Origin of the sequence: Methanobrevibacter sp. (assembly GCF_045114555.1) — an archaeon.
Lineage (GTDB): Archaea > Methanobacteriota > Methanobacteria > Methanobacteriales > Methanobacteriaceae > Methanobrevibacter.
This window is the reverse complement of sequence record NZ_JBGUKT010000011.1, coordinates 1-20180: the sequence shown is the minus strand read 5'-3', so window position 1 is coordinate 20180 and position 20180 is coordinate 1. Positions and strand designations below refer to the sequence as shown.

Here is a 20180-nt window from a genome sequence, read left to right as displayed (position 1 = left end):
AAATGGTTCATTTTTTGATGTTTTTCAATTATCTCTTGAAATAATTTATTTTTAGCCCTATTTTTTTAATTTAACACGTTTTTAACAGTTTAAATAATATATATTTAATATTATTGTAGTTATTTTTTGTACTATTAATCTATCATGCCTTTATTTAATGAAAAACATTATATACTTTGTTTATCAATCTTTAATATAAGTAATAAGTTTTTAAATTATATTTTATTAATCCATAAAAGCTAATTGATAAATACCTTTTTAATTTCAAATTAAACCTTTATTTTAAATGATTAGTTTTTTCTAAATTATTAAAATGATTTATAAAAAAAACAACTTATTATTTTAAAAGTTTTTATATGGAAATGAAATCTCAAAATGAGATTATATAAGAACCATTTTGTTTAATTTTAAAAATTAAAGTGATTTTTATGGATAAAAAAATTTTAGCAATTATTGCTGTTGTTATTATAGCTCTTGTAGCTGTAGGTGCTTACTTTGCAACCAGCGGTGGTTCCGGTGACAATGTTGTAAGAATCGGTCACTTACCATCCGATCACGACACCGCACTTTTCGTTGCACAAGAAAAGAAAATGTTTGAAGATCAAGGTCTTACTGTTGAATTAACCCAATTTAACAATGGTGGAGACTTAATGACTGCTATGGCAAGTGGAGATATCGATATTGGTTATGCAGGTATCACTCCTGTAATGTCTTCCATTTCTCAAGGAGTTCCAGTAAAAGTTGTATCCGGTGCTCAAATTGAAGGAAGTTCCATTGTTGCAGGTAAAAATAGTGGTATTAACACTGTTGCTGACTTAAAAGGCAAAACTGTAGCAACCCCTGGTGAAGCAACCATTCAAAACATGCTTTTAACCTCTGCTTTAACCGATGCAGGCGTATCTACCAGTGATGTTGAATTCACTACCATGAAAGCTGCTCAAATGACTGATGCTTTAAAAGCTGGTCAAGTTGACGCTATGATCATTTGGGAACCATATGCTTCCATTGCAGTTAAAAACGGTGACGGTAAATTAGTTGAAACCAGTGGAGAAATCATTCCTGGTCACCCATGCTGTTGTGTTGTAGCAAGAGAAGACTTCATCAACAATCATCCTGAAGAATTGAAAAAAGTCTTAGCTGCTCATGAAAATGCAACTGCATTCACTAATGAAAACCCTGCAGAAGCAGCTAAATGCTTACCTGAAGACATTGTCCCTGACCAAGAATTGCAAGCAAGTGTAATCAAAGACACTACTTTCATTTCAGGTTTAGACAGCAGTTACAAACAAAATGTAATGGACTTCATGGATCTTGAAGTAAAATTAGGTCTTTTACAAAAACCTTTAACTCAAGACCAAATCTTCGCAGATTTATAATTTTATAAGACTTGCTCTTTTTGAGCAATTCTTATTTTCTATTTTTTTAATTTTTTTTATTCATTTACAATTGACTTTTTTTAAATGCTAAATTATTTATATCATTGGATATTAATTATTAATATATGAAATAATATAATTCATTAAGTAATTATTATTGATTTTTTGATAATGAATGATTGTTAGTTAATAAATTATATTAAAACAATTTTAAGATAGTGATTTATGTGGAAATTAAAAAAGAATTATTACCATTTATCTTACCTGCAATACTCCTTATTATTTGGTATTTGCTTACTGATGGTTTACATTTGATTCCATACTATATTTTACCAAGTCCTTTAAATGTATTCACTGCGGCTTGGACTTTATTAAGCAATGGAAAATTGTTTATGCATACCTCAAGTACTCTTGTAAAAGTATTTTCAGGTATTATCCTTGCATCAGCAGTTGCAATTCCTTTAGGAATAGTTCTTGGATGGTATGAAACTTTAGATAGATTAAGTTCCTTGATCATTAGTATCCTAAGGCCTATTCCACCTATCTCATGGATTCCATTTTCCATTTTATGGTTTGGTATAGGATTATCTTCAGCAGTATTCGTAATCTTTATCGGTTGTGTATTCTCAGTGCTTGTATACACCATTGACGGTGTAAAGAGAACTGATAAGGTATTGATTGAAGCTGCTCAAACTTTAGGTGCTAACAATTGGAATATCTTGACTAAAATCGTGCTTCCTTCTGCATTGCCTTATATTGTATCAGGGCTTAAGGTAGGGGTAAGTATCGCTTTGATGTGTACCGTATCCGCTGAGATGATTGCTTCAAGCAGAGGTTTAGGTTATATGATCTTGACTGCAAGTCAATTGTTCCAGCCAGGAACTGTAGTAGTTGGTATGATAATTATTGGTATAATCGGTATTTTATTTGATTATGGATTTAGAAAGGCACAAGATAGAATATTCTGGTAAAGATAAAGAAGAGAGAATATTTACCAGTTTTAGATATTAGTAAAAGGTGTTTATATTGGCAATTGATATAAAAAATGTTTCTAAATCATTTATTACAAAAGATAAAGATTTCATGGCTTTAAAAGATGTGAATTTGCATGTTGATGATGGGGAGCTTATCTGTCTTTTAGGGCCTTCCGGTTGTGGAAAGACAACCCTTTTAAGAATGGTTGCAGGTTTGGAAGAACCTGATGAAGGTGAGATTTACGATAGAGGGGAACTTGTAGAAGGCCCTTCAAAGGAAAGAGGGTTCATTTTCCAGCAATATTCTTTATTCCCTTGGTTAAATGTTTTAGATAATGTAATGTTTGGTTTAAACTTATCTGGTGAGCATAGTAAGGAAGAGAATCTTGCTGCTGCTGAAAGATATCTTGAAAGAGTTGGATTGGCTGACTTTAAATACAGTTATCCTCATGAGCTTTCAGGTGGTATGAAGCAAAGGGTAGCTATTATCCGTTCCTTATTGAACCACACTCCTGTCTTGCTTATGGATGAACCGTTTTCAGCAGTTGATATGTTGAATAGGCATACATTGCAGGAACAATTGATTGGAGTTTGGAAAAGATTTGAAACCACAATTCTTTTCGTCACTCACGATGTTGATGAAGCGGTCTATTTGGCAGACAAGATTGTGATTATGGATAAAAGGCCAGGTAGAATAAAAGATGTAGTGGAGGTTCCTCTTGAAAGACCTCGTCAAAGAGAATCAAGAGAGTTCTTGGATTTCCAAGATGAAGTTGAAAAGCTTTTAGGAGTCTGGGAACCATAGATAATATATGTTTTAAACTTTAGTTTAGAATTTGATACACAAAGTTATCACTTTTATAGTGATAATTCTTTTTTTTATTTTTTAATTCTTTAAAAAAGAGTTATCTATTTTTATTTTTTTATCTTAAAAAGAGAGCACTATTTTTATTTTATAATACTTTAGAATTAAAATTAGGATTTAAAGTACCGTATCTGCCGTTTTTAACGGATTCATAAATGAATTTGGTGGATTTTTCTATAGCTATTTTTAAATTATCCTCATCTTTGCTGTTTTTGTCATTATTGTTTAATAGAACAAGATTTGCACAAATTGCAGCAGATAGGCTGCATCCTGTTCCATGCAAGTTTTCAGATTTGATTAGATCCTGATGTAAAGTGCTTAATTCCTCTTTTTCCTTATTGTAAATAATGTTTGTACCATTAAGATGTCCGCCAGTAATCATCACATTACAATATTCTCCAATCTTATATGCTGCTTCCTTTGCATCTTCAACACTTTCAATTTTCATTCCTGAAAGTTTTTCAGCTTCAGATACATTAGGAGTTACAATAAGTGTTTTTTTGAGGAGATATTTCTTTAAAGCATCAGCTATTTCCATCTTCGCAAGTGCATCTCCTGCACTAGCTACCATCACTGGATCAACAACTATGCTTAAATTGTATTCTTCGACCTTTTTACTTACAAGTTGGATGATTTCCTTTGAGTATAATAAGCCTGTCTTTGAGTATTTGATAGTGTACTCATCAAAAATAGAATCTATCTGTTCTGAGATATATGTAGTGCTAACAGGTTCAACAGAAAACACTTTTTTAGGGTTTTGTGCAGTGAGTGCAGTGACTGCTGCACATGCATGAACACCATGTGCTGCCATGGTCTTGATGTCAGTGCTTATTCCTGCTCCTCCTGAAGGATCGAATCCTGCAATTGTTAGTCCTATCATAATATCACACAAATATTTTTTATAAAATTCTAAAAAAATTAAAAATTAAAAATAAGAAGACAAATAGTTAAAAATTATTCATCTCTAGTAACCTTAAGTCTTTCATGGCCACGGAATGATTCCACTTTGATTCCAAGTGATTCCAAGTATTTCTTGGTTTCTGTTCCATTTCCATGAAGCATGATTTCTCCAAGGTCTTCGGTGGTGTTTACATCAAGTGCCATATAGAATGAATCATGAACCAATGGGACCAATTTCTTCCTTTCTGCCTCTTCAATATGCTTTTTGAAACTGAATCCGCCGAATTTCATGTCAATGGACAATGGCTTGATGATCAATGCATTTGTTCCTCCACCTTTTGAAGGGACAATGATGAAATCAAGGTTTTTAGCTTGGTCAATAAGTAGCTTGATGTTTGTCTTTCCAATCAATGGAATGTCAGATGGCAAAATTATGACTTTTCTTGTTTTCTTTCTGCACCATTTCATAGCTTGTTTTATGGCTTTGTTTAAAGGGCCTTCATCACCATTTTTTGAAGTCTTTGATGATTTGTGGTCCTCTTCAACAAGTGCAGTAAGTTCCAATTCCTCTGCATATGCCAAAACCTCTTCATCCTTACTTATTATTATGATATCATCTACAATAGGCTTTAATGTGATTGCAATGTCCTTTAGCATTGCCTTTAAAAGATTTTTTCTCTCTTCAGGTGATAAAAAAGGAGATAATCTTGTTTTAGCATTTGCAAATTGGTTTACTGGAATTATTGCATAAATCTTATCCATTTCCATTCCTCTTATGATTCTAATGTCTTGATTTAAATTTATTATAAATATTTTTATAACTAGTATGTTTTTGCCATTAATGCTAAATGTTTAGCTGGCTTTCCGCAATGTGGACAGACCTTATCGGTTTCAATATCCTCTTCGTTTATTCCAAGGATATCCACGCCGGTTTCCTCTTCAATTGCTTTTCCACATTCCTCGTCTCCACACCAGTAGAACTTAACGACCTTTCCTTCATCAACAATGTCAGATACGTTGTCAAGACTGTCTAAGGTTACTATTTTCTCTTCCTGTTTAGCCCAGGAATTAGCTTTCATGCTTTCTTCAACTTCAACTAATAAGCATGATACCTTTTCAGCAATGTCATCGTCTAAGCTTACTTCAATCTTTTCACCTGTGTCTCTTCTTCCAATGATTGCTACGTTGTTGTTTAAGTCTCTTGGACCTAATTCAAATCTGAGAGGAGTTCCTTTGAGTTCCCAATCAAAGAACTTTTTACCTGGTCTGATGTCTCTTGTATCCATTTGGACTCTGATTCCTTTAGCTTCCAATGCATCCTTGATCTCATTACATTTAGCCATCACTTCCTCTCCACCATCCTTGAAGATGATTGGAATGATAGTGATTTGCTTTGGAGAAATCTCTGGAGGCAATTGAAGACCTTTTTCATCTCCATGAGCTGCAATTGCCGCTGCAATCACTCTGTCAGAGATACCATAACAGGTTTGGTAAGCGTATTCATGGTTTCCTTCCTTGTTCTCGAAGGTTATTTCAAAGGTATGTGCAAAGGTTTGGCCTAAGTTGTGAACAGTACCAATCTGCAATGTCTTTCCATCAGGCATGATTGTATCGAATGCCATGGTGTATTCTGCACCAGGGAACTTGTCCCAAACTGGTCTTTTGCTGATGAGATAAGCGATTCCAAGTCCGTCAAAGAATTTCTTGTAGAGTTCGATACCAGTTTCAACCTGTTCTGCAGCCTCTTCAGCGCTTGAATGTACTGTGTGAGCTTCTGCAAAGGTAGTGATTTCCCTTACTCTAATGAGAGGTCTTGTATGTTTGGTTTCATATCTGAAGGTGTTTACAACTTGGTATTGCTTGATAGGAAGGTCAATGTGTGATCTTACCCATAATGCAAACATAGGATACATTGCGGTTTCACTGGTTGGTCTGATTGCAAGCTTTTCGTTCAATTCTGTTTGACCACCGTGGGTAACCCAATATACCTCATCTTCAAATCCCTTTACATGAATTCCCTCTTTTGCAAGTTCTGCTTCAGGAATGAGTAAAGGAAATAGGGTTTCGTCATGCTCTTTGTCCATCAAGTCTCTAAATATGTTTAAAGTTGCTCTTCTGATTTGAAATCCATAAGGACGCCATACAGCCATTCCCTTAATAGGATATCTTGAATCGGTTATATCTGCATTTTCTAAAATGTCATGGAACCATTCACTAAAATTTTCCACATTATCACCTAATTTTAATAAAATAATAAGTTTAAGTTAAATAACTATAGAATGGGTTTAATATCTTTTTTTTACCCAATAAAAGTTATATAATATTTATAATATGTTTTTAATTTATTATATAGTTTATTAGTTTTATGCTAATTTTTATTTTGTTTAGCTATTGGATTAAATGATTAGTTTTCAAAGCAGAATAAAATATTTTCATTTTTAAAAACTTAAATCAAAACTTATTTAATTTATAGAAAACATATATTAAAATAATATTAAATAACATGCTAAAAATTTAAGAATATTATAGATTCTAAAAATTATTCAATGGAAAATTGATTTTTAAGGAGATAACATGGATTCTAAAACAATTCAAATGCCAAGAGAAGTGCATATTGGGCCTAATGTCCTTGATGACATAGGTGAAATATGCAAGAATTTACGCTTGTTTGATGAAGCTCTTGTCGTATCAGGTTTTCATACATTTGATGTGGCAGGTAAGCTTACAGTAGAAGCTTTGGAAAAGTCCGACTTTGGAGTTGAAGTTGTAAAGGTAAAGGATGCTTCAATGGAGTCTGTTGAGATGGTGCAAGAAAGAATAGCTAACGCTTCTGTAGTGTTAGGTGTAGGTGGAGGAAAGATCATTGATGTAGCAAAGCTTGCTTCCACTAATGCGCATAACTATTTCATTTCCGTTCCAACAACCGCTTCCCACGATGGTATAGCATCACCAATGGCTTCCATAAAAAATGATATAGGTTCAGTTTCCAAGAGCGCTAATTCTCCTATGGCTGTTGTTGCTGATACTGGCATAATTAACGATTCTCCTTTTAGATTAATTGCTTCCGGTTGTGCAGATATTGTCTCTAATTACACTGCAATAAAAGATTGGAAATTGGCATACAGATTAAGAAATGAACCATACAGCGAGTCTGCTGCTGCATTGTCTGAAATGACTGCAAAGCTTATCATAAAGTCTTCCGACAGCATTAAGGAAGGGCTTGAGGAAAGTGCAAGAATTGTTGTTAAGTCATTGTTCAGCAGTGGTATGGCAATAAGCATTGCAGGGTCATCAAGACCTGCAAGCGGTTCTGAACACTTATTCAGTCATGCTTTGGATAGAGTTGCCAAAAAGCATGCATTGCATGGTGAGCAATGTGGTGTAGGAACAATAATGATGATGCATTTGCATGGTGGAGACTGGAGATCCATTCAAAATATATTAAAGACAATTGGTGCTCCAACAACTGCAGCTGAATTGGGTGTAGATGATGATGAGATCATTGAGGCATTGACAATTGCCCATACAATAAGGCCAGAAAGATATACCATTTTAGGTGATAACGGTCTTACAAGAGAAGCTGCAATTAAATTGGCTAAAAAGACTGAAGTTATTTAAATTGTCTTATATTAATAAAATACATAAAAAAAGAATTCATCTCTTTAAATTGGCATGTTAATTAAGTAAATGAATTTAAATTGGATGATTATATGATTACATTAATTGGAAAAGAATTAGCAAAAGAAGGAGTGAGTTTCATATTCCATGAGCCCGCAGATGAATGTGCAAACTGTAGATTCAAGGCATCTTGTGTAGATTCCTTGGAAGAGGGACATAGGTATACAATTACAGAAGTTCGTGATGTTGAACAGAAATGCCCTATCCATGAAGGAGAAAAGGTTCAAGTGGTTGCTGTTGAGAATGCGGAATTCACTATCTTGACTGATTCAAAAGGGGTCTTTGAAGGTTCAAGCTTTGACTTCAAGCGTCAAGGATGTTCAAATAAGGACTGTGATTTCAGGCATATGTGCTTCCCAGATGGAATCTCCAAAGAGGAAAAGGGAGTTTATGTAAAGGATTTAGGAAAATTCAAGGATTGTCCTAAAGGAAACGAATTGGTTAAATGCATTGTTAAAATTCAAGATAAATAATTTAAAATTTAATTCAGTTAAGATTCAAGATAAATAATTTAATTTATTATGCATAGTTTAAATTTACGATAATTAGTTTATATTATTAATAATTATTATTTGGTGTTAATTATGAGTCAAATGAAAAAGGATTGCGGTTATGCTGCAGCTGATTTGGTAAAAGACGGTCAGGTTTTAGGTCTTGGAACTGGTTCAACCACCCTTTACTTTATTGAAAAGGTAGGTATGAGAGTAAGGGATGAAGGAATTGAAGTCATTGGAATTCCAACTTCATTCCAATCAAGATTGCTTGCTCGCCAATGGAACATTCCACTTACAGACCTTAGTGAACATGAAATCGATTTGGCTGTTGATGGTGCTGATGAAATCGATCCAGACTTCAATTTAATCAAGGGTGGAGGAGCAGCACACACTTTGGAAAAGATTGTTGATTATTCCGCAGATGAGCTTGTTATCATTGCAGACGAATCCAAGCTTGTAGATGTCTTAGGCGCTTTCCCACTTCCTATTGAAATCATTCCAGAGTCCTTAAATCCTGTAACAAAGGCATTGGAGGATATGGGTGGTAAAGTGGATATAAGAATGGGTCAAGCTAAGGATGGGCCTGTAATAACTGATAATGGTAACTTCATCTTGGATGTTGCTTTTGGCCAAATAGACAATCCTATACCTATGGAAAAAGAGTTGAATACTATTCCTGGTGTTGTAGAGAATGGATTGTTCACTGAAATGGTAGATAAGGTCATTATAGGTTCTAAAGACGGTGTAAAATACTTATAGTTTTTATGCTGTTTTTCTCTTTTTTCTTATTTTTTTAATATATTTTTAATTAATTTTCATTTTTCTTTTCATATTTTTTTAACAATTTTTTTAAATCATTTACTTACTTAAAGAATAGTATATATAATAGAATTGAGAAAATTTAATATAATTCTAATATTAATTAATTCTCTTTTAAATTAATTTTTATTCAATAATTTTTCAAATTTATTCATTATGTTTAAAATTGATTAATCTTTTCTTATTAATTTATTAGAATGTTTATAATTCAAAATTCAACTAACTATAAAGAATAATGTATTTATTTAGGATTTGAGCAAATGAAAGTTGTTATCGTTGGTGGTGGAGCTGGAGGAATATCCACAGCTTCAAACCTTAGAAGATTAGATAAGGAAGTTGAAATTATTGTACTTACAAGAGATAATCATGTCTCTTATTCCCCTTGTGCTATCCCTTACGTATTGTCAGATAGAATCCATTCATTTGATGATATCGTAATGAGATCTGTTGATGATTACAAGGCAAAGAACATTGATGTCATGCTTGAGACTGAAGTCACTGCTGTTGATAGCGCTAAAAAAACAGTAACCTATCTAAAGGATGGGAAGGAAAACACCATGAGCTATGACAAATTGGTATTGGCTACTGGTGGAAGTCCATTTGTCCCTCCTATGAAAGGAGTTGATTTAGATGGTGTATTCAAGATAAGAACCTTGGATGACGGTAAGAGAGTCAAGGAATGGGCTGAAAACTGTGAAAGCGCTTTGGTTACCGGTGCAGGGTTAATCGGTATTGAAATAGCATATGCATTCAAGAAAATGGGATTGAAGGTAACCTTATGTGAAATGTTACCTCAAATCGTTCCACGTTCCCTTGACCCTGATATGGCTAAAATCATTACAGACTACTTGATTAGTGAAGGCATTGATGTTGTGCTCGGCCAGCCTATCACCGAGCTTAAAGGTGAAGATGGCAGAGTCAAGACTGCTGTCTTTGAAGATGGAACTGAAGCTGATGCTGATATGGTCATCTTGGCTACTGGTGTAAGGGCAGAGCTTACATTGCCTAAAATGGCTGGATGTGACTGTGGAAGATGGGCTGTGCTTGTAAATGACAGAATGGCAACAAGCGTACCTGATGTTTATGCTGTTGGTGATTGTGTAGAGTCCTACAGTGCAATACTTAGATCAAACACTGTTTCCCAATTAGGTACAACTGCTGTAAGGCAAGCTAAGACATTGGCTCAAACTCTTGCAGGAAAACGTTCAAGATTCAATCCTGTCTTGAATTCAATGGTTTCCAAAGTGGGTAAATTGGAATTCGGTGCAGTAGGCCTTACAAGAAGCTTTGCTCAACAGAACAGCATCAAGGCAGTTGTAGCAAAGGTTGAAGCGTTGACAAGGGCAAGATACTATCCAAATGCAAAGCCAATGAACGTTAAGGTCATCTGTGATGCAGACGGTACAATCATTGGATGCCAAATCATTGCAGAGGAAAGGGTGGCTGAAAGAATTGATACAATGACTTTAGCTATCACTCAAGAGCTCACTTGCTTTGAATTAAGCAATATGGAGTTTGCTTATGCACCTCCAGTGTCTATGGTTATTGACCCATTGGTAATGGCTGTAGAAGAAGTAAGTAAGAAGTTTGATAATTAAATAAACTTTTTATTTATTTTTTATTTCTTTTTTTATTCTTTTCGCAATGTTTAATTTTTATTTTTACATTTAAATTTCAATTCATTTTTTCTCTTTTAATTTAGTTCAATCAGCTATTTTTCACATAAAAAAATAATATTTTTTTAACTCTATTTGCAATATTTAATTTTTATTTTTGCACTATTTTTCTTAAAAATCACTACTTATTTATATAACTGTAAATATATAATATAATGATAAATCTTTTATTATAATCAATTTTTATTATTATCATTTAAGATTTAATTTTCAATTTTATAAAGCATTTAAAAATTAATTAAAATAATTAAAAATACTATTGGATTATTGGAGAGGATTTAATTGACTAAAATATTTATTTCATGTGCACTTCCATATGCAAATGGACCATGTCATTTAGGACATTTGAGATCCACTTACATTCCAGCTGACATCTATGCAAGATACAATCGTATGGCTGGAAATGATGTATTGATGGTATGTGCTACTGATGAGCATGGTACTCCTATTGCTGTAAAGGCAGATGCTGAAGGCAAGGAACCTATTGAGGTTGCAAAACGTTACCATGACATGATTGTAGAAGACATTAATAGCTGTGACATTTCCTTTGATAACTTTGCAAGGACAACTGATAAGATTCACTATCAAATCTCACAGGACTTCTTCAAGTACCTTTATAATAAGGGCTTGATTTATGAGGAAACCATCCAGCAGCTTTACTGTGAAAACTGTGAAAAGTTCTTGCCAGACAGATATGTTGAAGGAATTTGTCCTGTCTGCGGTGCAGAAGCAAGAGGAGACCACTGTGAAGTTTGTGGTAGAGCATTGGACCCTATTGAACTTGTTGAACCAAAATGCTTGACTTGTGGTAACACCCCAGTCATTCGTGACAGTACACAGTACTTCTTTAAATTAAGTCATTTCCAAAAACCACTTGAAGAATACATAAGCACAAACCCATACTTGCCTCCAAATGTAAGGAATTACGCTCAAAACTGGTTGAAGGAAGGTCTTCAAGACTGGATCATGACCCGTGACATGAAATGGGGTATTCCAGTTCCTTTGGAAGGTGCAGAAGGCAAGGTTATTTACGTATGGGGAGAAGCGTTCATCGGTTACATGTCCTCTGCTGCAGCATGGTCCAGAAGAACTGGCATTCCATGGGAAGACTATTGGAATGGCCATGTGGTTCATTTCATCGGTAAGGATATTATTTACCACCACTCATTGTTCTGGCCTGCAATGTTGCTTGGACGTGACTGCAAATTGCCTGATGACATCTTTGCAGGAGAGTTCCTTTCCCTTGAAGGCAGAAAGATGTCAACCAGCAAAAACTGGGTTGTTTGGGTGGCAGACTTCGTAAAGGACTTTGATTCTGATCTTCTCAGATATTACCTTACAATCAACGCTCCATTGAATAAGGACACTGACTTCTCTTGGGATGAGTTCCAAAGAAGGGTAAACGATGAATTGGCAGATGTAATCGGTAACTTCCTCCACAGAACATTTACTTTCACCAAGAAGTTCTTTGATGGAAAAGTGCCAGAATATAAAAATCCTAGTGAAGCTGACTTGGAATTTGAGCAAGCAATCAAGGAATTGCCTGATAAGGTAGGTGATTTGATTGCTGACATGAAATTCAGAGAAGGTTTAGTTGAAATCATTTTAACAGCTAAGAAAGGTAACAAGTACTTCAATGACCAAGAGCCATGGAAAGCTGTAAAAGAAGACATGGAAAGAGCTTCAAACTGCTTATACTTATCCAATCAATTATGTAAGGCAATGGCTGTACTCTTAAAGCCTTACATTCCAAACAAGGCAGATGCAATCTGTGAAATAATAAACATTCCAACTGAAAACACTTGGGATGATGCTAAAGTCTTTTTGGAAACCGGCCATGAAATCAACAAGGCAAAACCATTATTCAAAAAGATTGAAGATAAAGTGATAGAAGCACAAAAAGAAAAATTATACAAGAATTTAGAGACTCAAGAAAACGAATCTAAAGACGATAAAAAGGACGAAAAGAAGAGTGAAGAGTCTATAGATGAAGGTGAAAAAATGGATTTAATTAGTATTGACGAATTCGCTAAAGTGGAAATTAAGATAGGTAAGATTTTAAAATGTGAAAAGATTGAAAAATCCAACAAGTTATTAAGAACTCAAATTGATATCGGTGACAAAACCATTCAAGTAATTGCAGGTTTAGGCAAAAGATACGCTCCTGAAGATTTAGTTGGCAAAAAGGTACCTGTTGTAACCAATTTAAAACCTGCTAAACTCATGGGCGAATTATCTGAAGGAATGATTATGGCTACTGAAAGTGCAGCTATCTTAACTCCAGATGATTGTGAAATCGGCGAATTACTTATGTAATTTGTCTTTTTCTTTTATTTTAAGAATAGATAAGTGAATTACTTATGTAATTTGCCTTTTTCTTTTATTTTAAGAATAGATAAGTGAATCTTTATATTAAACGAAATTTAATTTATAATATCCTATCAAATTATAGGTTCTTGGCGGCAAACCTATAAAAGTCCTCACGGTGATATTATGGATGAATCATTGATGATAACAGAGTCTGAAAAATTTCTAAATCAAATAGAGAAGGAACGATTAGATTTAACTAATCTAAAGAATGATTTTAAGGATTTAGAGTCATTTTTAGAAATCTATGAACTTCTTAAAGGAAATTTGGATAAGCTTCAGGAAATGAAGGAGAGCATGGATGAAAGCGGTTACACTGCTCCATTCAGATCCTTAAATCGTTATGGTTCACGTGTAAGTGAGGATGTTGATTTTGAGGAATTAGGCGAAATAAGTCGCCATAATCAAATCTTCAGAAACAAGGCATCTGCCAAGAAAAACAGTTTTGATAGGGTAAAATATGCTATTTCTGCTCATAGAATCGCATTAGGCAATCTTGAGGAATATGCTAAAATAAGATGCAAGGACTGCAAGAAGTCCTATCGTGTCAGCAGTTTCCTTGATAATGGAAAGGTATGCAAGTGCGGTTCCTCTAATTTTGAATTCAAGATAAACCATTCCGGTGTTCACAGACTTGAGATAATCCCTTATCTTCCATTGTCCGGTAATTACATGGTCTTGATGTCAGGTCTTTCAAGCTGGGGAAGGGAATCTTTCAAAAGGGTTCTGAACATCTTAAAACAGCAAAGAAGAGGAGTTGTAAAGACAGTAACTCCTATTGTCAAGTATAAGGAAAACGGCAGAACAATCACAAAAAGGGTTCCTCTTGACAGTGAATTTGCAGACAGCTATGAAGATGAGCTTAGAAGAAGATTCGGTAAGGGAGTTCGCATTGAAAGACTGGAATTCCATAGAACCAAGCCGACAATAATCAATGACAAGCACACATGCACCAATTTGGCTCTTGCTTATGTAAAACATGCTGAAGATATTGTGGAACGTCATGGAGAAGCTATTTTTGAAGACAAGATCAAGGATTTGAACAATCTTAAAATCTATGATGAGATAATTTATTCAGTAAATCTTGAAAAGCCTGAATTCATTGATTCAAGCGATTTGGAAGATTGGAGAAAGGATAAAATCAACAAGACACTTGAAGAGTTAGGTCTGATAGACAAGTTCGGCCATTTGGATAGAGGATTAAAGAAAGACCTAAAGGAAAGGGAAAAGATAAAGACAAAGATCTTTGCAGATATCGCTCCTACATTGATATTGTGGGACATTTCCAAATACTATTTATGCACTTCACAGGACAGGCGTAAGCGTTACGGTTCACCTTTCCCATACATTCGTGGGGACATTGACAGGCAACAGCGTAAGGTTTTCCAGAATCCTCACACTCAAGTAGTGAACCTTTTAATGGAAAAGGAAAAGGAACACATCTTATCTGTTCCAGATATGGATTTATTGTTGCATAAGAAGTTCAAGTTTGAAGGAAGAATAAAGAACCTCAACATCAAGTTGAATTATGCTGCTGTAGGTCCAGCTATTGTATTCACCAATTCAAATTACAGCATTAAGGAAGTTTCCTATGCATTTAAAGTAGGTGAAAAGAGCATTAAACGTGAAATTAATAATATGAAAAGCATTAGAAAACCTAACACTAAACGTTCTAGAGACTTTATTGATTTGGTAAAGAACAAATCTTAACTTTTCCTTAAGGAGATCTTTTTATGGTTGAAGACTTTGATGAATTTGACGATTTTGATGATGAATTCGATGATGATTTCGAGGACATTGATGATTTTGAAGATTACGATGATTTCGAAGACTTCGACGATGAAGATATAGATTTTGACAATTTGGATATCGAGTCAAAGGAAGAGTTGGATATCTTTGATGAAAAGCCTTTGGAATTGGATTCCGATTATGACATCAATGCTGTTGAAGTTCATATTTCAACACAGCTCACATCCCAAAAGATTATTCAATTGATGGACACTTACCCATCTTTAAAAAGGATCACTTGTCCTCAAAGCATTTACAATAGGATTTCTCCAGATTACATTAAAGCTTTAGACAATTTAGGGGTTTCAATTGAGATAAAATATAATTGGGGCAAGAAGAAATATTCCATGAATCAAATCAATCAGGTCGTTGATTTGTTCAATGAAGGAAAGCGTTCTGAAGAAATAGCTGGCATATTGGAAATGCCTGTTGCAAACGTCAATTATATTAAATCAAAGTATTTTGACAAGATCAATGTAAAGCATTATAAGAGAAAGTATGATGATGAGTGCAGGCTAAAGGTAAAATCACTTAAAGAAGAAGGATTAAAGCCTAAAGAGATTTCCAAAGAGCTTGACATTCCAGTTAGGTCCGTCTACTATATCTTGAATAAAAAATAATTTATTTATTTTAATAATCCCTTTTTTTATTTTAATTATCCATTTTTTAATTATAAATATCCCTTTTTTTATTTATAGTCTATTTTTTTTAATAACTCATTTTTTTAATTTTAATTAATTCTATTTTTTTAACTTTTTGAAAATTATTCAATCAATGATTTTTATATCAATTTTTAAGACTATTTCATAATATTTATATATAATTTTATATAAATATATAAAGTAATATGGACGAATTTTGATAGTTTTACATCGAAAATTAGAAAGTTATCTTAGTTAAGTAAAGGTTCATTTAATTGAATATTGTTCAATTTTTTGTTTATTATATTAACTTAATTATGAAATATTTTTTAAAATTATCGAAAACTTTGTATTAAATTTATGTTTATTTAGTCCATATGAAGAAATTTTATTATTAAAAACATTATAAAATTTCTAATTTGAATGAAATTATATTAATATATAATTGAGTTGTTGAATTTAAAAATCGTATGGGCTTTAAATTGGCCATATGGCGTTAATGGCAGAAATTTAAAGAGTGTATGATTTTTTCATTATTGATTAAATTTTTATTATGGAGGAAAAATTTGATGAATAATAAGACATTAATTCTTATTGGATTATGCATATGTCTTTTATTTACCCTACCAATGGTTTCAGCTGCTGAAATAAGCGCTGATTCTGGTTTAATTGATAATTCAGTGATTGAATCCAATTTTGATAATGTAGATTCCGATATTGCTTCCAGCATTGAAGAAAATGCCAGTATGGAAAGCATTGCTGTTGATGAGGGGGACATTTCTCAAATTCCAGCAAAAGGAGAGAAACTTGCCCAAAGCAATCCAGACAATGATATTCTATCTGCAGATGGCAGTGGAAACACTTTCACAGATTTGAAGATTCTTATTGACAATGCCATTTCCTCAGGGAATCCCTTAACATTGAATCGTGATTTCGCTTTCGTTGATGGGGATGATGATGCTTTAAAAAACGGTATTGTCATCGACTCTCCAATCACTATCATAGGTGACAATCACATTATTGATGCTAATTCCTTAGCTAGAATCTTTGTAATTTCATCTGATAATGTGTTCCTGAATGGAATCACCTTTAAAAATGGTAAAACAACCGAATTAAGTAACTATAATCAAACAGGTGGAGCATTGTACGTTGGGGGTAACAGCGTCACTATAGAAAACTGTAATTTCACCAACAACAATGCTTATGAAGATGGTGGTGCAATTTACATTGAAGGTGAAGGATGTGTCTTGAACCATACTGTTTTCATTGATAATGTCGCTTATAATGATGGTGGTGCAATTGAATGGCGTGGAGACAATGGTAAGATCTATGACATGAATGCTTCCGGCAATTATGCAAACAGTACAAGCGGCAGTTCCAAAGGTGGTACTCTCCTTATTGCAGGAAATAATATGGCTTTAGATAAGCTCAATGTTTCCAATAGCTATGTTAGCGGTGAGGATGACGGTACACTTAGAACCATTCAAGGTGGAGCTATTGCTTTATCAGGTAGCAATTGTAACATTACTAATTCAGTATTCACCAATTGTTCTGTCAACTACTATAAGGATGATTCAGAGGCTTCCGGTGGTGCATTATATATCTGGGGTAACAATACCAATATAGTGAATTGTAATTTCACCAATAACACTGCAAGTGAAGATGGTGGTGCAATTTACATAGAAGGTAATGACTGTACTTTGAATCACACTGTTTTCGTTGGCAATCTTGCTCACAATGATGGTGGTGCAATTGAATGGAATGGTAACAATGGTAAAGTCTATAATTTAACTGCCATTGGCAATTACGCTGACAGTGAAGAAGGTTACCTTTATGGAAACCCTTCTGAAGGCAGTTCCAAAGGAGGTACCCTTGTTCTAACTGGTAATGATTTGGTTTTGGAAAAGCTTAACATTTCCAATAGCCGTGTTTTTGCTACTCATTACAATGGCGATAAGCCTCTCCAAGGTGGAGCTGTATTTTTAACTGGAAACAATTGTAAGATTAGCGATTCCACATTCCACAATTGTTCTGTCAATTACAATAAGGACAAGTCTTATGGTGGAGCGATGTATATCATTGGTAACAATGCTAACTTAAGCAATTGTAACTTCACTAAAAACACTGCAGTTCTTGGTGCTGGAGCCATATACATTGATGGTAGTAATACCTTTTTGGATAACTGTAATGTTTTGAATAACTCTGCAAATGATGCTGGAGGAATATGGATTTATGGTAAGGAAAACATCATTAACAATACTAACATTTCCAACAATAAGGCATCTAACAATGGTGGAGGTGTTTACTATCAAGGAAACAATAACACAGTCAGCTATTCTAATATAGATCATAACATCGGTCACAATGGTGCTAACGTTTATATGGTAGCCAAAATGGTTGGCGGTAAGCTTATTGGATGTAACATTACAAATGGTCGCGCTTCCAATTTTGGAGGTGGAGTGGAATGGCGTGAAACATCTACAGACTGTCTGATCAAGGATTGTTATTTCTATAATGACACTTCAGCTGCTCATGGTGGTGGAGTCCACTGGTACCCTGGTACAAATGGTCAAATAGATAACTGTACCTTTGAAAGTTGTCATGTGGACAAAGAAAAGAACGGTGGTGCAATTTATGCTGGTTCCACTGGTGGTACCCAAGCTAGCGGAACAATCATATCCAATAGCAAATTCATTAATTGTACATCTGGTAGTAGAGGAGTCGTTACATGGATTGGAAATAACGGTTTAATCGTTAACAACACCTTTATTAATTGTGGTAAATCATCCGGATCTACCAATTATGGTGGTGTGCAAGCTTTACAAATTCAACAGGGTAATAACAATCAAATCATTGGATGTAATTTCACTAACTGTACCGGTACTCTTGGAGGAGGTGCAATAAGACTTCAAGGTGATGGTAATAATCAAGTAAATAATATTACCATTGCACATTGTCACTTTGATAATTGTACTGCTCAACAGTCTGCAGGTGCCCTTTATATGACTTCTCTTGCTAGAAATGTGAAACTTGAAAACAACACATTCACAAATAACCAAGCTCCTAATTATGGTGCATTGTTTATTGATAATGCAGCAACAATATCCTCATTTGTAAACAATAACTTTACAAATAACAGCGCTACTGCCAGTGATGGAAATGGTGGTGCTGCAAGATTGCATGCAAACATCAATGTTGTAAATTCAACATTCACTGCAAATTCATGTAATGGTTCCGGTGGAGCTATTTACACTAGTGGAGTTATAAACGTATTGGGAAGTACATTTGAAAACAACACTGCTAAATCTGGTGGTGCAATAGCAACTGAAAATTCCAATTTAGTTGTAGATCAGTCCACTTTCAAATACAACAAGGCGGAATCCGGTTCTGCCATTAGTGCAACTACACTTAGCATGAGCAATACTGAATTGCTTGAAAACCAAGCTGCATTTGATAAATGGGAAAATAAGAACTATCTATTTGCAGATGATCATTTAACAGTTAGCGGTACATTTGTAGGAAAGGATAATCTCTTAAACGGTATTAAAGCAAATTCAGGCACTTTCAACAATGTTACCTACTGTGGTGTAAATGGTGGAGGAGTTGGCGAAGGAACCACAAATACTGATGATGTTCTTTCAGCTAATTCATACAATGAGGTTCATCAAATTATAGTCATGGAAGTCTATGATGTAAACCGTGAATTGAAATATAATGTATCCACTTACACTGATGAAGACGGTAACTATAACTTTGATTTGTCTTTAGATGGTGCTGTTGTCTCTTTAGTTAAAGTCTACCATCCTGAGGATAATTATTATACAGGTGCTGAATATGAGATAGAGAGAGTTTCATCTGAACTCAACATTACCTGTGAGAACATTTATGTTGAAGAAGTGGAAAACATCACTTTCAAAGTTACAGGATCCAATGATACTCCTACTGGAAACATTACTGTATTGATTAACGATACAGATGGAAATGTAATATTCAATGGAACCATTCCTTTAAATGGCTCAGGCGAAGCAAACATAACCCTTTCCGGATTGAATGCAAGCCAGTATTACATTTATGCTAGCTATAATGGAGACAATGATTATTTACCTGTTAATGAAACTGCTGATTTCAATGTAAGCAAATGGAATTCTACCGTGGAAGTTGTTCCTATTCCAAGCATAACCTATGGATCATTGGAAAATATCAACATTACAGTAAGTTCAGATGCTACAACTGGAAACTTCACTGGAAATCTTACCATAAACATTACTAGTGAAGATGCAATCGGTTTTGAAAACATTAGCCAAATCATCGTACTCACATTAGATGATGAGGGAAAAGTGATTGACTGGACCATTAATAACATGATTTTACCTATAGGTAATTACTCTATCGATGTTGCCTACTCAGGTAATTATAAATACAATGGAAACAGTTCCAAATCCAAATTCAAGGTTGTAAAGGCAGTACCTACTGTCAATGTGAACACTACTGATATTGATTATAATACTACTGAGCCGGTCAAGTTTAATGTGACTGGTGTTGATGGTGGTGCTCTTCCTACTGGAAATGTTACTGTTGTTGTTACTAATTCCAGTGGTGGAG

14 protein-coding genes are annotated in these 20180 nt (G+C 34.3%); 11 read left to right on the top strand and 3 right to left on the bottom strand.

Annotated features, from left to right (window positions below; genetic code table 11):
• The first annotated feature begins 428 nt into the window (after window positions 1-428).
• The 3 genes from ACJMLB_RS01865 to ACJMLB_RS01855 all read left to right on the top strand — a co-directional run bounded on the left by ACJMLB_RS01865 (window position 429) and on the right by ACJMLB_RS01855 (window position 3155).
• Window positions 429-1376: an ABC transporter substrate-binding protein gene (locus tag ACJMLB_RS01865; protein WP_405323145.1), complete on the top strand. Its 948-nt coding sequence runs from the start codon at window positions 429-431 to the stop codon at window positions 1374-1376.
• Window positions 1377-1603: 227 nt separating this feature from the next.
• Window positions 1604-2347, top strand: coding sequence for an ABC transporter permease (locus ACJMLB_RS01860; RefSeq protein ID WP_405323142.1), 744 nt, complete (start codon window positions 1604-1606; stop codon window positions 2345-2347).
• Between the two features lie 55 nt (window positions 2348-2402).
• Entirely contained in the window at window positions 2403-3155 is a 753-nt protein-coding gene (locus ACJMLB_RS01855) for an ABC transporter ATP-binding protein (protein WP_405323140.1), read from the top strand.
• 148 nt (window positions 3156-3303) lie between these two features.
• Here the strand turns inward: ACJMLB_RS01855 and thiD are convergent, their stop codons facing one another.
• The 3 genes from thiD to proS form a co-directional block, all read right to left on the bottom strand.
• Window positions 3304-4095 (bottom strand): bifunctional hydroxymethylpyrimidine kinase/phosphomethylpyrimidine kinase, encoded by a 792-nt coding sequence (gene thiD, locus ACJMLB_RS01850; RefSeq protein WP_405323138.1) that lies wholly within the window; start codon window positions 4093-4095, stop codon window positions 3304-3306.
• 74 nt (window positions 4096-4169) lie between these two features.
• Window positions 4170-4877: a 2-phospho-L-lactate guanylyltransferase gene (gene cofC, locus ACJMLB_RS01845; protein ID WP_405323136.1), complete on the bottom strand. Its 708-nt coding sequence runs from the start codon at window positions 4875-4877 to the stop codon at window positions 4170-4172.
• Between the two features lie 59 nt (window positions 4878-4936).
• Window positions 4937-6343, bottom strand: a complete 1407-nt coding sequence (proS, locus tag ACJMLB_RS01840; RefSeq protein ID WP_405323134.1) for a proline--tRNA ligase — start codon at window positions 6341-6343, stop codon at window positions 4937-4939.
• Window positions 6344-6689: 346 nt separating this feature from the next.
• Here proS and ACJMLB_RS01835 point away from each other — a divergent pair, with 346 nt between their 5' ends.
• From ACJMLB_RS01835 to ACJMLB_RS01800, 8 genes are all read left to right on the top strand, one after another.
• Window positions 6690-7733, top strand: a complete 1044-nt coding sequence (locus ACJMLB_RS01835; RefSeq protein WP_405323132.1) for an NAD(P)-dependent glycerol-1-phosphate dehydrogenase — start codon at window positions 6690-6692, stop codon at window positions 7731-7733.
• A gap of 92 nt (window positions 7734-7825) precedes the next feature.
• Window positions 7826-8266 carry a UPF0179 family protein gene (locus ACJMLB_RS01830; protein ID WP_405323130.1) on the top strand — a complete coding sequence of 147 codons (441 nt, stop codon included), beginning with the start codon at window positions 7826-7828 and terminating at the stop codon, window positions 8264-8266.
• A 111-nt stretch (window positions 8267-8377) separates the two neighbouring features.
• Window positions 8378-9046: a ribose-5-phosphate isomerase RpiA gene (gene rpiA, locus ACJMLB_RS01825; protein WP_298536137.1), complete on the top strand. Its 669-nt coding sequence runs from the start codon at window positions 8378-8380 to the stop codon at window positions 9044-9046.
• 320 nt (window positions 9047-9366) lie between these two features.
• Window positions 9367-10704: an FAD-dependent oxidoreductase gene (locus ACJMLB_RS01820; protein ID WP_405323128.1), complete on the top strand. Its 1338-nt coding sequence runs from the start codon at window positions 9367-9369 to the stop codon at window positions 10702-10704.
• Between the two features lie 360 nt (window positions 10705-11064).
• Window positions 11065-13098 (top strand): methionine--tRNA ligase, encoded by a 2034-nt coding sequence (gene metG, locus ACJMLB_RS01815; RefSeq protein ID WP_405323126.1) that lies wholly within the window; start codon window positions 11065-11067, stop codon window positions 13096-13098.
• A 177-nt stretch (window positions 13099-13275) separates the two neighbouring features.
• Window positions 13276-14859: a DUF530 domain-containing protein gene (locus ACJMLB_RS01810; RefSeq protein WP_405323124.1), complete on the top strand. Its 1584-nt coding sequence runs from the start codon at window positions 13276-13278 to the stop codon at window positions 14857-14859.
• Between the two features lie 23 nt (window positions 14860-14882).
• Window positions 14883-15557 carry a hypothetical protein gene (locus ACJMLB_RS01805; RefSeq protein WP_405323123.1) on the top strand — a complete coding sequence of 225 codons (675 nt, stop codon included), beginning with the start codon at window positions 14883-14885 and terminating at the stop codon, window positions 15555-15557.
• A 590-nt stretch (window positions 15558-16147) separates the two neighbouring features.
• Window positions 16148-20180, top strand: a 4033-nt coding sequence (locus ACJMLB_RS01800; RefSeq protein ID WP_405323121.1) for an Ig-like domain repeat protein, incomplete at its 3' end; no start/stop codon positions are given.

Coding starts and splice junctions, on each gene's coding strand:
- ACJMLB_RS01865 (WP_405323145.1), top strand. CDS start 429: ATGGATAAAAAAATTTTAGCAATTATTGCTGTTGTTATTATAGCTCTT.
- thiD (WP_405323138.1), bottom strand. CDS start 4,095: ATGATAGGACTAACAATTGCAGGATTCGATCCTTCAGGAGGAGCAGGA.
- cofC (WP_405323136.1), bottom strand. CDS start 4,877: ATGGATAAGATTTATGCAATAATTCCAGTAAACCAATTTGCAAATGCT.
- ACJMLB_RS01835 (WP_405323132.1), top strand. CDS start 6,690: ATGGATTCTAAAACAATTCAAATGCCAAGAGAAGTGCATATTGGGCCT.
- ACJMLB_RS01830 (WP_405323130.1), top strand. CDS start 7,826: ATGATTACATTAATTGGAAAAGAATTAGCAAAAGAAGGAGTGAGTTTC.
- rpiA (WP_298536137.1), top strand. CDS start 8,378: ATGAGTCAAATGAAAAAGGATTGCGGTTATGCTGCAGCTGATTTGGTA.
- ACJMLB_RS01820 (WP_405323128.1), top strand. CDS start 9,367: ATGAAAGTTGTTATCGTTGGTGGTGGAGCTGGAGGAATATCCACAGCT.
- ACJMLB_RS01810 (WP_405323124.1), top strand. CDS start 13,276: ATGGATGAATCATTGATGATAACAGAGTCTGAAAAATTTCTAAATCAA.
- ACJMLB_RS01805 (WP_405323123.1), top strand. CDS start 14,883: ATGGTTGAAGACTTTGATGAATTTGACGATTTTGATGATGAATTCGAT.